Raw genomic sequence first — 12,924 nt, forward strand, 5'->3', positions numbered from 1 at the left:
GTGGCTGTGGCTAAGGCTTCTTTCAGACCCCGCCTCGCGGCGACGCCCTTGCCTTCGCTTAACGGTTACGGTCTCCGATACCGTAGAGGACTTCCACCTCCGAGATCATGAACATGCCCGGCATACGGACGGCGTGGACTGCGTCCCGCTCCTCCTTGCGCTCAAGTACATCTTCAGGCCTTCTCGATTCATCCGGCACTGACCTCGCTACTGCCCCGCCGTCCGTCTCGATCATCTCATCAAGGGACGGGCCAATCACAGCCCGGCGACGCTTGCGCCGGCGTAACTCATTGATGCTGGCGTTCACGGCAATCCGGTACAGCCACGTCCGGAAACTCGCCTGCCCCTGATACTTGAACCCGCGGAGCGCCTGCAACGCACGGACAAAGATGTCCTGGGTGAGGTCTTCAGCTTCGGCCGCCCCGCACATCCGGTAGACGATCCCATAGACCTGCCGGTGGTATCTCTCTACCAGGACGCCGAAGGCTTCCCCGTTCCCAAGCTGCGCGGCGTGCACAAGGTAAGCGTCGGGACAGCCGGGGTCGCGGATCCGGCCGGCATCAATGATGCCGTCACCCACCGACCCGTTCCCGCCTACAAACACCCTCGCAGACATGCTGGTTCCACCTTGTCCCCTAAGGCTAGGCGTAATTATAGCACATGCGGCACAACTACCTGGAGTCGTACTTCCCAATCCGTGAAGTACGTCTCCCGAGAATCCTCTGAGATTGAGTATACCCAAAGGGTCGGATGCTGTCTACTACAATTGGTCGCAGATAAGGAGCGTCGATTCTGTGGGATGCGTGCCGTGCCGTGTGTTGTTGGGCTCTCGGTGGAATAACGCCGGTTCGAAGCCGGGGGATTCCGGCCGCGCGACTGTGCCGCAAGCTCCGAAGGGGCGGTCGGCCCCGATGTGCGAGGAATGGCCTGTCGCCCATCTTGAGCGGCTCAAGGGGCATCGCGGGGCGGCAATCCGGGGGATTCCCCCGCCCCCGGCTATTGTCTTCCCTGCGCTCCGCGGGCTGTGCGCCAGCGGCTCATGGCGAATGGCATGCCGAGCGCGAATTCGGCCCCGGCCGGCAAGCATCCCACAAGACTGATGCTCCTGGGTCGCAGACAACCAAGATACTCGACGACCGTGCCCTGGGTCGGTATAATGCCCTTCGGCACACCACCACAATATCTGCCCACAGCATACACCACCGCATTATGCGCAGGTACCCACGAAATAACACGATGGCGACTATGCTGATCGGAGCGATAGTGCTCCTGGCGCCGATCGCAGTATCCGGTGCACCCGGGCCTCCCTCCCACCTGGCACTCCACGCCGCTCTCTTGCCCCCCACTTCGCTGACGCGCGCTCTGACCGACGGAGGGTCGGCACTCAAGGGAATGAGTGTTCATGATGAGAACGCGCTTCTGGCGGCCCTGCAGAAGGCCGGTCTGAGCGAGCGCATTCTACGAGTTGCCATCGCGCGCCCAGGCGTGGTTCCAGTGGCGCTGATCAAGGTTCAGGCGGGTGATGCCCAGAGCCGATTGTTCTCGGTAGCCCAGACGGAACGGGACGCTGTTCTTGCTCTGGGCGCCGCCTTCTCGGTGCCCTCGCAACTTGAGCATGCGGACTTCTGGGCCGTCGTTCCGGAATTGGGGGAAGATGGGCTCGAATGGCACCGGCCGGTTTTCTCTGTGGCAGCTGAAAGGAGTCAGTACAGGCGTTGGGTCAACGGCGGCCTGACCGACCGCGAGTTCCTCTGCAGGCTCAGCGCGGTGCGTTACGACCCGGTTTTCACGCGGCACGCTCCGGACTGGTCTGAGGCCGCACAGAACATGCCCCGCACCGCCTACAGCGTCCACCGTCTTGCGGACCAATGGCGTGGGATGGTGACTGAAGGGCAGAGTGCGCTCCACGGCAATCCGTGGCGGCAGAGCCAGGTGAGAGTGGCGATGGGTGGGTCCCCGAACGGCCCCCAGGTAGCGCTCACGATCGACGACGGGCCTCATCCGCTGATCACCCCGCTTTTTCTGGAAGTCCTGCGGCGCGAGAACGTAAAGGCCACGTTCTTTGTCGTCGGCGAAAAAGCCGAGGAGTTTCCCGGGCTTATTCGCGAGATCGCCAACGAAGGCCACGAACTGGGCAATCATACGTACTCCCACAAGCGGTTTTCCTCTCTGTCGCCCGAGGAAGTCTACGCGGAACTGCGGGGCTGCTCGCGGATCGTCGGCGCGCTCACAGGACGGCAAATGCAGTTCATGCGGCCACCCGGGGGTGACTACACCGCCGATGCCCTGAGTATCGCCGAGAGCCTGGGCCTTGCGACCGCGCTTTGGACCCACAACACCGGGGACTGGGCCAAGCCGGAGCCGACGGCGATCGCGTACCACGCCACCCACGAACTGGGTGCCGGGGATATCATTCTCATGCATCAGGGCGACATGAAAAGCGTCCTGGCGCTGCCGATGATCATCGAGCGCGTGCGTGCCAGAGGACTGCAACCGGTGCCGCTATCCCGGGTGGCGGTCAACGGAGCGATGAGTAAGCTGTCTCCTGAGCAGGCCGTAGCGCAGCGCTCGCGTTTGCGTTTGACAGAGTAGCCGCACGCGGCTATACTGCGGCCTTGTTAGAGTCTCAGCCTGGGCAAAACAGGGGCAATGTGAACGGGCCGCGCACTGAAGCGCGGCTCGTTCCGTATCGAGCTGGAGCTGGACGGGAGAAGATCAGAGCATGACTGAGCAAATCACGGGCCCGAACGTCAGACTCCCCGTGAGCCCGGAATTGCCCGACAATAAACGGCGGCATGGTTCCGAATCGTTCCGTCAGCGGAGAATGTCATGTCCACGCGCCGCGCTGTAGTCACGGGCCTTGGGGCGGTCACGCCTTTGGGCGGTGACGTCGAGACAAGCTGGAGCGGCCTGATTGCCAATCAGCGAGCCATCCGACGCATCACGCTGTTCGACCCCACTGGCCTGCGCAACGAAAACGCCGGGCAGGTGGATGACTGGTCCTTCTCCCCCGATTCCTTCGGTCTGGACGCTCCGCCCGACCGCGGAGTGCAGTTCCTCCTGACTGCCGCGCGCGAAGCAGTCCTTGACGCAGGCCTCCCCTGTCCATTGCCGGGGAGGGCGGGCGCATGCGTGGCAACCAATTTTGGTGGCTCCAATGCCTGGGAGGAGTATGCGGCGGGGTTCTTGGCGGGTGAGCCGGACGCGAAGCTGTTTGGCCGCGCCCGGTTCGACGATGCCCTCGCCCTGCTGGAGTCCGCCTACGGGCTCACCGGGCCCGGGATGCTGATCTCGATGGCCTGCGCCTCAGGTTCGGCATCAGTGGGGCTGGGACTGGACGCCATCCGCTATGGACGCGCGGATGTGATGCTCTGCGGCGGCCACGACTCGCTGGCCCCCACACATCTCGCGGGTCTCAGCGTGCTGCGCACCATGACCGCAGCGGATATCCTACCCTTCAGCGCCAATCGCAGCGGTACGTTGTTCGGCGAGGGATCTGGCGTGCTCGTCCTGGAAGAACTCGAGCATGCGCGCAGACGAGGGGCGCGGATCTATGCGGAAGTGCTGGGCTGGGCAGAAAACAACAACGCTTACCACCTCACCGCTCCCGACCCCGGCGGGCGCGGGATGATCAGGGTCTTGGCCGCGGCCCTCGATGATGCCGGGATAGAGCCATCTCAGATTGACTACATCAACGCCCACGGGACCGGCACTGAGTACCACGACCCGGAGGAGACCCACGCCATCAAGACCGTACTGGGCCATCACGCTTATGAGATCGCGGTGAGTTCGATCAAGGGCGCCATCGGGCACCTCATGGGAGCGGCGGGATCGGTAGAGGCGGTGGCCACTGTGAAGGCGATCCAGACTGGAACGGTGCCCCCAACTATGAACGACGGTGCAGCGGACCCCGACATGGATCTCGACTTTGTGGTGAACCGGTCAAAGAGGCTGCCCATCTCGTGCGCAGCCAGCATCAGCGCCGGTATCGGCGGGCACAACTCCTGCGTGGTCTTCCGCGCGCTGTCCGAACAGGGAGGGGATGCCCAATGACAACGCTCCCTGTGGCCGTCACCGGCATCGCACCCGTCTGCGCGGTGGGAATAGGCCGCGAGGACTTCGCGAGTGGCGTGGCGGCGGGTCGCGACGGCCGGCGCCCAATTGAGCGCATTGAAGGCGACTTCGCGAACATTCCGCTGGTCGCCGAGTGCCTGGATTTCGCTGTGGAGGACTACCTGGAGAGCGAAAAGACCTATCTGGATCGATGTTCGGAACTGCTCCTGGCCGCATGCGCCCTGGCTATCGAGGACGCGGGCCTGGACGACGACACCGTCCGCTCCGCCGCCTGCGGACTGGCGATTGGCACGGCTTTCGGCTGCCTGGACTCGCTGATGAACGTGACCGCGCGGGTGCAGAGCAAAGGCGTGCGGTTCGCGTCCCCCATGATCTTCACCCACGCCTTTGTCAACTCTCCAGCCAGCCTGGCGGCCATCGAATATGGCACCAGCGGACCGGCGTCGGTGTTCTGCACCGGGGACACGAGTTCTGCGACAGCTATCCAATACGCCTTCGACCTGGTGCGCCACCGCCGCGCTGAGGTCATGCTGGCGGGAGGCGTAGATGCCCTGAGCGCGCCGCTATTGCGCGCTCTGGACGCCGGCAGACTGTCCGGAGGGATTGTCCCGGGAGAGGGCTGCTGCCTGCTGGTGCTGGAGTCGATGGCCGCGGCCGAAGAGCGCGGCGCGCCGGTGTTGGCAGAACTGACTCAGGTGAATACTGGGCGAAGAACCGGACCGGCAGACCAGTGGCCAACCGGAGACGCACTCTGGGGGCATGCTTTCGGCGCGGAGTTCGCGCTGCGCGTCGCCTCAGCCCTGGTGCAGGCAGGGCCCGCTGCGGAGGCTCTGGCCACCCTCGTAGACGAATCGGGCCGCTTCGCCGAAGCGGTGTTACGGAGAGAACCGTGACCTACCCCGCTCACGAACTGCTCGAGCACTACCGCCAGATGCTTCTGATCCGCGCATTCGAGGAGGCACTGGACGGCCTTTTCGGGTCGGGCGTGATCAGCGGCACCTCCCACTTCTGCCTGGGGCAAGAGGCGTGTGCAGTGGGTGCGGTGGCGGCATTGGAACCGGGCGACCTGGTAACCAGCAATCACCGGGGTCATGGGCACTTCATCGCTCGAGGTGGCGATCCGGCGCGGATCATGGCTGAACTGTTCGGCAAGTCCACCGGGTATTCCGGCGGACGCGGCGGCAGCCAGCACATGGCCGATTTCTCCGTGGGTTTCCTGGGCTCGAACGGAATTACCGGGGGCATGACGCCCATCGCCACCGGCGCCGCGCTAAGCCAGAAGCTTCTCGGGACCGGGAAGGTCGTGCTCTGCTTCTTCGGCGACGGCGCCACCGGTCAGGGAGCTTTCTACGAAGCCCTGAACATGGGGGCAACGTGGGAGCTGCCCATCATCTACCTGTGCGAAAATAACCAGTACGCCATGAGCACCCCCACTGTCCAGGCATTCCGTGAGCCCAGTGTTGCACGGCGTGTCGAGGGATTTGGGGTAGCCACAGACACCGCCGACGGCAATGATTACTTCGACCTGCGCAGTCGCGTCGAAGCGGCGGTCGCCCCGGCACGGTCGGGCAATGGCGCCACATTAGTGGAAGCCATGACCTATCGCATGTGCGGCCACTCCAAGAGCGACCGATGCGAGTACCGCAGCGACGAGGAAGAAGCGCACTGGGCTTCGCGCGACCCGATCGGCCTTATGGGCGAGCGCCTGCTACAGATGGGAGTGGCCGACGAGGCACGTCTGCGTGAGCTGCGGCAGATGGCGACCGAGGAGATTGAGCAGGCACTGGACTATGCCCGAAAGTCTCCGGAGCCCGATCCCGTGACCGTCTCTCAGGGCCTGTTCGCGGATTTCGACTGACACAATCGCAGGCGCCTTCCGAGCGCGAGGAAACCATGCCCGAGCTGTTCTACTCACACGCAATCCGCCGGGCCATCGAAGAAGAAATGCATCGGGATTCTTCCGTGATCCTGCTGGGGGAGGACATCGCGGAATATGGCGGAGCGTTCAAGCTCACCGAAGGCATCGTCGACCAGTTCGGGCCTGAGCGTGTGCGCAACACACCGATCTCCGAAGGCGGCTTCGTGGGCGTTGCGATCGGTGCCGCGCTGACTGGGTTGCGTCCTGTTGTCGAGATTATGTTCATGGACTTCATCACGCTGGCCATGGACCAGCTCGCGAACCATGCGGCCAAGTTCCGCTACCAGTTCGGCGACCAGGCGCGCATCCCGCTCGTGCTCAGAACGCCCTCCGGGGCCGGTCGGGGCTACGGACCCACCCACTCCCAGTCGTTGGAACGCTGGCTGATATCCACACCCGGCCTGGTTGTGGCTGCTCCGGCGACCCCGGCGGACGCCTGCGGAATGCTCAAGAGCGCGATCCGCTGCAATGATCCCGTCATCTTTCTGGAAAGCAAGATCCTCTACGGCCGCAGGGGCGAGGTGCCGCAAGAGGAGTTCACCGTTCCCCTGGGCGAGGCCAAAGTGGTGCGCGAGGGCGATGATGTCACTCTTGTGGCATACTCACGCATGACCGAGGAGGCATTGAAAGCATCGGAAGCACTGGCGAAACACGGGGTCGAGGCCGCAGTGGTGGACTTGCGGACACTTGCACCGCTGGACATGGAGACGGTTGTGGATCAGGTGTCGGCATCCGGGCGCGTGGTGGTGGTCGAGGAGGGCTGCATGACTGGCGGCGTGTGCGCGGAGATCATCGCGCGGATCATCGAGGAGTGCTACGATGTGCTGGAGGCTCCGCCGAAAAGAGTGGCTTCGCTGGACATCCCAATGCCCGCCAGTCCGGTGCTGGAAGCAGTCGCGGTGCCTGACTGGCAGGACATCGCGCGTGCGGCAGCCGCCGTAGTCCGCTACTGACCGCCCTTCGCTTCGCTGTCCCCGTATCGTATCTTCAGCAGACGGTTGACCCTCAAGAGCAACTCATGGGGCCGGATGGGCTTTGAGACGAAGTCGTCGCAGCCCGCCTCCAGAGCTTCCACGCAATGGCGATGAGTATCCTGCGCCGTGATCATGATGCATGGCGCGCTGCAGAGTTCCTTGAGGGTGCTGATGAGGGTTGGTCCCTCGCCGTCAGGGAGAATCCAGTCAAGCAAGATAATATCGGGCGAGTTCTCGGCCGCCAGTAACATACCCTCGCGGCAAGTGCAGCCCGAGACGACTTCGAAGCCTTCGCGCTCAAGCAAGACTCTGAGGGTTGTTACTACTGCCTCGTTGTCGTCAATGATGAGTATCTTCTGGCCGCTTCGCATCTCGCCGGCCATACGCCGTTCCCCCTGGCCATAGATCACCTCGGAGCCCATCCGAGGCACCTCTGCGTTGGTTAGCGCACGAGACTCACAAACCCCAGTCTACCCTTTTCAGCCGCTGTTCACTCACCAGGTCCTGTCCCGCGTAGTGACGGGTCTGCACGAGCCCCACGCCGGCTTTGAACCAAGCATGCTTGTAGTCAGGCGGATCCCAGTAGGTGTCGGTCTCGAGAATGCGCACGCAGTTGTCGTAAGTGCCGGCAGGAACGATGACCTGCTCTGTGGTTGAGACCACTTCGAAGGTAATCGCCGGGTCCTCCGGGTCGGCCCATTTCATGCCTGCCTGCGGGTGAGCATCCAGGAACTTGACGGGCAGGGTGCCGTTTGCATCCCACCGCACCAGGCCTTCCGGATCGTGCCGCCAGTAGACATGGTTCGGCGCGGCACCAGTTGTGCCGCGAGCGATCAACTCATACCAGACGGTTCCATCTCGGACCACCTGACCACTGACAAGGACGGTCAGAGTGGTGGTCTGAGTAGTATTGGCAACGCCGGTCGTCACCGCGGTGCCGGTGTAACTCCACTGGTTGTTCAGCGCCAGCGGCATGTATGAGGCGCTGGGTAGGGCAGGAACCGGGACGATGGTGACCCGCGCAACATTGCTGCTAATACCCGCAAGGCTTGCCGAGATGTCCACCGGTCCGGGCGACAGCGCGCTGAACAGCCCCAGGTTGCTCACGGTGGCAGTGCCAGGTGCGCTGGAGTTCCAGGCAACCTGTCGGGTTATGTAGCGCTCGGTATTGTTCGCATACTTGCCGCTGGCCGTGAGGTAGACTTCGTCTCCGACGCGCGCGGTGAACATGTCGGGCGAGACGGTGATTGAGGTGAGCGGGGTAGCGTCACCTCCGCCGCCGCAACCCCAGATGAGTGGCACTGCGATCGATGCTGCGATGATGAGCCCAAGCTGCGTGCGTGTCAACGTTTCGCCTCCAGAAATGGCACCAAGGCCGACGTTCGCGGCCCCGTGCACGCGTCCAGTTTAGCGCAATGATCGGCGTTCTGACAAGAACCGGCAGGGCCGGTCACAGCCTGCGCAGCGTGACCGTCCCGTCTCCGGCGGGCAGCGTGACCGATAGCGACTCGCCACTTACGCTTGTCTCGCGCGGTGCTCCGTCCACGGTCAGCTCGTACCGCGCGCCGGGAAGGAGCTGGTGAAAGGAGATATCCACCTCGCCTCCACGCTTACTGAGTTCCTTCATTTCGGGGCTCCATCTCGCGATGGTCACATCCGCAGGCTGTCCCGGCTTGCAGGCAACCGAAACCGGCACCTGACGGACGGATACAGCATTTCCACTGAACGCCACGAATGGAGACTCGGCGGCGCAGCGGTTTGTTCCCGGCGCCAGGAGGCACGGTGCCTTCACGGTCCAGTCGCCGGCGGAGGGGGCCTGCATTGCGAGCATGCCGTTGTGGTCATGAACGCGGGATATCCCCGTCGCGCACCATGCGCGAGTGACAGACAAGTTCTGTTCCTGTCCCTTGCGCGTCGGGTAGGCGAACAGGAACCGGTACCCGCCCTTGCCGTCGGGCTCCACCTGATACCCATCGCCACCGTGGACCTGCTGGTCCTGCCAGACGCCGTCGCGCCACAAGAGCGGGACGCCGTATCCTTCGAAGCCCTCAACAATGACCGGCATGAGGTCGAACCCGCCGCGCAGGGCGAATTGGGCGGTCTCATCCACCGCCCGCATTGTTGCCGGGAAGTCCGCCAGCTTCTCCCCCACCTTCACCTCGATGGTGGCTCCGGGGTTGCCGAATCGTTCTCGCTCGCGCTTCGGCTTGACCAGCGGCGGAACGGGATCCCCGTGGGGCATAACCATCACCTGGGCTTCCACGAAGTCGCCCGGCTGTAGTTCCAGCTTCTCCCGGGGCACGGTGAACCAGTAGTCGCCGTTCCGCTCCGAAAGCACTGCTGAGGCTGCGGTGCGGTCCATGTCCACGCCGCCGAGACGCGCCTTGAAGCCGCGCACGAGCACCAGCGAGTGGTAGTCCTCGCCCTCTCCCCCGCCGTGTGCCGCGACTACCGGGCAGTCACCGGTGAGCAATTCTCCCAACAGCTCGGGCTCGTCGCCGGAGACTGCCTTCGATTGCCAGTTGCCCGCGGCATCGGTCCAGATTAGGCTTTCGGCGCCCTGGCGTTCGTTGACATTGAACCAGCGGAAGTTCAGGCGCGCATCGCCTTCGATGACGGCCGGGGCATGCCAGTCATAGCGGAAGTTGAGGAAGGTGCGCAGTTCGTCGCGCTGCGGCACTTCCATGACATCCACGCGGCCCGTGGCGGCATTATCGGAGGTGTGATACAGCATGGAAAACCGGGCGAGAGTGGGGCTGATGGACTGGAAAATGGTGCGCTCGTAGACCAGCTTCACATCGCCGCTGTTGTACTGCAAGAATCCCGGCCACTGGCCAACTCCGTGCTGGGGCTGCCCGGCCCACATTTCGCCGCTCATGGGGCGAAAGTCGGGTATCTGGAAAATCCCGCTGCCGTGGCGCATCCAGTTGTGGGTGAAGCACGTGGTCTCGTGCGCGCCCGTGGACAGGTGCCAGTAGATGTGGAAGAAACGGATCGACGAGACCTGTTTCAGCGGGTGATTGCCCCAGTCCTGGAGCAGATGCAGAATCTGGAACTCCCGCTGTTCACCGGGCGCGAGGTTCAGGGGGACATAACTGTCGCCGAAGGCCGAATCATCGGGCTCCTCTCGCTCGCCGCCGAAATTCTTGCACACGAAAGCGGGGGTGGGCAGGGGGAAGCCGAAGCGGTCAGTCACCACGGCCGCCTCGAGATTGCCCACTCCCGTGATGAACTTGCACAGGATGCGCCGGGGATACTGGTCATTTGCAACCCCGACGCCTGTCTCGATCCGACGCGAAGGGTTCTTGTAGGAGGCTTCGAAGCTGAAAGCCCCCCTGCTCGCAGAGGTGAGGAAGGAGTAAAGGCCGGCGTTGTAGTCATAACCCAGGGCGTAGCCGTCGGTCACTTCGAAGGCGGCCAGCGGGAGCGGATCCAGGTCATCGCGAAAGAGGTCGGCCAGAATCTGCCGCTGCGAGGGGAACTTCAGCACCCAGCAGACCGAGCGCGCGCCGGCAGGAAAGCCGGTGGAGATGGTGCCCGTGGCGGGGTCCAGGGTGGAACCCGCAGGGCACAGGAGCGCGGCCATGGGATGCCCGCCGCCCAGGTTCAGGAGAATGCGCCCGGAAAAGTCGGCAGGCTCCGCGGAAGCGCCCGGCGCGTTCACGATTGCCTGTGCCGGAACCCGTTGGTCCGCTTCCTCGTCGATGCGAAGTTCCACGCGTAACTGCTCGGGCTGGGCGTGGAAGACCAGGTGGCCCCGGATTGGCTGGAGCGTATTATCCGGTGGCTCCAGGCGGTCGATGCGCACCCAGTCCACGTCGACGACGCCATCCGAGCCCGGCGGGTCCAGCCGCAGACCGGCCAGGACTTCGTGGACATCCAGAGATACCTTGTAGACGTGCCACTCGCCGTCGCCCACGGTGCCGAAGGTGCGCACATGCCCGCCCGAGAAGCCCGGCTCGCCTTTGCAGTACCAGTAGACCGCCGCGCCGCCTCCATGTCGGCTCCTCATACGCAGGGAGACCTCAACCTGCCCGGGGATATGGACTTCCGGCGCCATGACATAGGGGTCTTCGCCTGAGATGGTCATGCGGGCGAAGCCTTCCGGGTCGTGGGTCATTTCCGAACTATGCAGGGCCTGCCAGCCCTGGAGACCATCGCCGAAGTCCCAGGATGCGAGAGCCGGGCGGCCGGGGCTGGTTGTCAGCTTCCCCAATTGCTCCTGGCTCATCAGGGGGATGTCGATGAGATGCGCATCCCAGTAGTGTGGCCCGGCACTCCAGACGTTCATGCGTGCGCGGGAGCTATTGGCGGGCTTGTAGTCCTGCCCCTGCCAGGTCTGCCAGGGCGGGACAACATCGCGCGGGGCCACTGAGTAACGCTGACCATCCCTCCCGACCACCGAGACGCTCATCCCGTCCGGCCCGAGGAGGTCCCGACCATCCACCTTGAGGGTCAGCAGGCGCGCGGGCCACGTCGACACCCGCGCCTGGTAGCGTTCTCCCTCCACGATGAAGACCTCGGATTGCCCGGGGTCCTCCCAGCGCACTGTCACCGGTCGCATGTCCTCGGGCGCGGGACCGTCCCAGGGTTCGGATGGCTCGCCCGCACATTGCGAGGCCGGCAGCAGGATCACCAGCAGAGCGAGCAGAAACACAGATGGGCAGGTCATCATGGGGCCTCCCGGTTAGGGGCAGCAGGGTAAAGCCGACTGGTCCGTCGGGGTACTTCGCCCGACTTGTCTTTCTGCCCTGCCTGTGAGAAGGACACCGATGTTTCCTCGCTGAATATCCACCATTGTGCAGCCGTGACGATGCAAGGGAAGGCCCGGGCGGGTGAAGGCGACGATCAAGCCGCACACAGACTGGCTGTGGGGAGTGTCGGGCGCTTTGTTCACGCTTGCCCTGGTGCTTGCGTGGGTGGGCCGGGCCGCAGGGATTCTGGATGAGACCGCGCCGCAGGTCGCAGCTCCTGTGACCGTGCCCGCGCCTGCAGCGGTAGCCGAAGACCCCTGGCGCCCGATCGCCGACAAGCCCTTGAACGGTTGGCTACCGGCCTCGCGCTACGATCCCACCCCCTTCTTCGACGTGCGCAAGTGCCTGGCACGGCCCGGCGAGATCCTGGACATGCCGCCGGGAGTGGATGACATCCCGGCGATCGACGCACCCTGCTACATACCGGGCGATGAGGTCTCATGGCTTGGCCCGCTGGATGAGATTATTGGGATTAGTTCCGGGGGGGAAGCACATTGTCTTCCTCTCTCGGTCCTGGTCTGGCATCAGCTTGTGAATGACACCATCGACGGGCGTTCGGTGGGGATAATGTACGACCCGGTGAGTGGTGCGGCGCTGGGGTTCTCGCGCAAGGGCAATGAAGAAAGCATCCTCTTCGGCATTTCCGGCAAGGCCTGGCGTGGCGCGGCACTCATCTACGACCGCAACGAGCGCCGCCTTTGGCACCCCATCACCGGACTGTGCGTGAGCGGGCAAGGCACCGAGACAGGGGCGCGCCTGCTGCACGTCCAGGTCACCCGCACCACCTGGGCGCACTGGCGGCGGATGCACCGCAAGACCCTGGTGTTGTCGCGAAACACCGGGCTCAGCAGGCCTTACGGTCTGGACCCCTATGCGGCGCTTGCAGAGGATGAGACGCTGGTACCTATCGCAGATAAGTCAGCGCTGCGCGGCATACCGCCGAAAACACTGGTTCTTGGGGTGCGCACGGGGAAGGTGGAAGTCGCTTTCATTCCCCCAGCGTCGGGCGACCGGCGCGAGTTCCGGGCAGCGGTGGGCAGCCTGCGGCCCAAGATTACCTGGGATCCGCGACCGGGCTCCCGGCAGTTCGCTGCCTCTCTTCCGTCGTCGGCTGATTCAGCCCAATTCACGTGCTATTGGTTCGCCTGGGTGGCCGCGTACCCGAACACCCAGGTGTTCCGGATTCACTGAGCCGTTGCCAGGA

Annotated in this window: 10 protein-coding genes; 6 read left to right on the top strand and 4 right to left on the bottom strand. The window is 64.0% G+C overall.

Annotated elements, in window-relative coordinates:
* Window positions 1–58: 58 nt before the first annotated feature.
* The gene (locus HPY44_13145; protein NSW56950.1) at window positions 59–616 is read right to left on the bottom strand and encodes a sigma-70 family RNA polymerase sigma factor; all 558 of its coding nucleotides are present in this window, start codon (window positions 614–616) and stop codon (window positions 59–61) included.
* 620 nt (window positions 617–1,236) lie between these two features.
* Here HPY44_13145 and HPY44_13150 point away from each other — a divergent pair.
* The 5 genes from HPY44_13150 (at window position 1,237) to HPY44_13170 (ending at window position 6,945) form a co-directional block, all read left to right on the top strand.
* The gene (locus tag HPY44_13150) at window positions 1,237–2,592 is read left to right on the top strand and encodes a polysaccharide deacetylase family protein (GenBank protein NSW56951.1); all 1,356 of its coding nucleotides are present in this window, start codon (window positions 1,237–1,239) and stop codon (window positions 2,590–2,592) included.
* 237 nt (window positions 2,593–2,829) lie between these two features.
* On the top strand, window positions 2,830–4,053 hold the full coding sequence (locus HPY44_13155) for a beta-ketoacyl-[acyl-carrier-protein] synthase family protein (protein ID NSW56952.1): 1,224 nt from the start codon (window positions 2,830–2,832) through the stop codon (window positions 4,051–4,053).
* On the top strand, window positions 4,050–4,967 hold the full coding sequence (locus HPY44_13160) for a hypothetical protein (protein ID NSW56953.1): 918 nt from the start codon (window positions 4,050–4,052) through the stop codon (window positions 4,965–4,967). The genes HPY44_13155 and HPY44_13160 overlap by 4 nt, the downstream gene beginning before the upstream one ends.
* 38 nt (window positions 4,968–5,005) lie before the next feature.
* On the top strand, window positions 5,006–5,932 hold the full coding sequence (locus tag HPY44_13165; protein ID NSW56954.1) for a thiamine pyrophosphate-dependent dehydrogenase E1 component subunit alpha: 927 nt from the start codon (window positions 5,006–5,008) through the stop codon (window positions 5,930–5,932).
* A gap of 35 nt (window positions 5,933–5,967) precedes the next feature.
* Window positions 5,968–6,945, top strand: a complete 978-nt coding sequence (locus tag HPY44_13170; GenBank protein ID NSW56955.1) for an alpha-ketoacid dehydrogenase subunit beta — start codon at window positions 5,968–5,970, stop codon at window positions 6,943–6,945.
* Here the strand turns inward: HPY44_13170 and HPY44_13175 are convergent.
* The 3 genes from HPY44_13175 to HPY44_13185 all read right to left on the bottom strand — a co-directional run bounded on the left by HPY44_13175 (window position 6,939) and on the right by HPY44_13185 (window position 11,641).
* Window positions 6,939–7,388: a response regulator gene (locus HPY44_13175; protein NSW56956.1), complete on the bottom strand. Its 450-nt coding sequence runs from the start codon at window positions 7,386–7,388 to the stop codon at window positions 6,939–6,941. The two genes, HPY44_13170 and HPY44_13175, sit on opposite strands and share 7 nt — an antisense overlap.
* A gap of 34 nt (window positions 7,389–7,422) precedes the next feature.
* On the bottom strand, window positions 7,423–8,313 hold the full coding sequence (locus tag HPY44_13180; protein NSW56957.1) for an Ig-like domain-containing protein: 891 nt from the start codon (window positions 8,311–8,313) through the stop codon (window positions 7,423–7,425).
* Between the two features lie 103 nt (window positions 8,314–8,416).
* Window positions 8,417–11,641: a hypothetical protein gene (locus HPY44_13185; protein NSW56958.1), complete on the bottom strand. Its 3,225-nt coding sequence runs from the start codon at window positions 11,639–11,641 to the stop codon at window positions 8,417–8,419.
* Between the two features lie 160 nt (window positions 11,642–11,801).
* Between HPY44_13185 and HPY44_13190 the strand changes: the two genes are divergently transcribed.
* Window positions 11,802–12,911 carry a DUF3179 domain-containing protein gene (locus HPY44_13190; GenBank protein ID NSW56959.1) on the top strand — a complete coding sequence of 370 codons (1,110 nt, stop codon included), beginning with the start codon at window positions 11,802–11,804 and terminating at the stop codon, window positions 12,909–12,911.
* Window positions 12,912–12,924: the final 13 nt, after the last annotated feature.

The sequence above is a fragment of the Armatimonadota bacterium genome (assembly GCA_013314775.1).
Lineage (GTDB): Bacteria > Armatimonadota > Zipacnadia > Zipacnadales > JABUFB01 > JABUFB01.

Coding starts and splice junctions, on each gene's coding strand:
- HPY44_13165 (NSW56954.1), top strand. CDS start 5,006: ATGCTTCTGATCCGCGCATTCGAGGAGGCACTGGACGGCCTTTTCGGG.
- HPY44_13150 (NSW56951.1), top strand. CDS start 1,237: ATGGCGACTATGCTGATCGGAGCGATAGTGCTCCTGGCGCCGATCGCA.
- HPY44_13160 (NSW56953.1), top strand. CDS start 4,050: ATGACAACGCTCCCTGTGGCCGTCACCGGCATCGCACCCGTCTGCGCG.
- HPY44_13145 (NSW56950.1), bottom strand. CDS start 616: ATGTCTGCGAGGGTGTTTGTAGGCGGGAACGGGTCGGTGGGTGACGGC.
- HPY44_13170 (NSW56955.1), top strand. CDS start 5,968: ATGCCCGAGCTGTTCTACTCACACGCAATCCGCCGGGCCATCGAAGAA.
- HPY44_13175 (NSW56956.1), bottom strand. CDS start 7,388: ATGGGCTCCGAGGTGATCTATGGCCAGGGGGAACGGCGTATGGCCGGC.
- HPY44_13155 (NSW56952.1), top strand. CDS start 2,830: ATGTCCACGCGCCGCGCTGTAGTCACGGGCCTTGGGGCGGTCACGCCT.
- HPY44_13185 (NSW56958.1), bottom strand. CDS start 11,641: ATGATGACCTGCCCATCTGTGTTTCTGCTCGCTCTGCTGGTGATCCTG.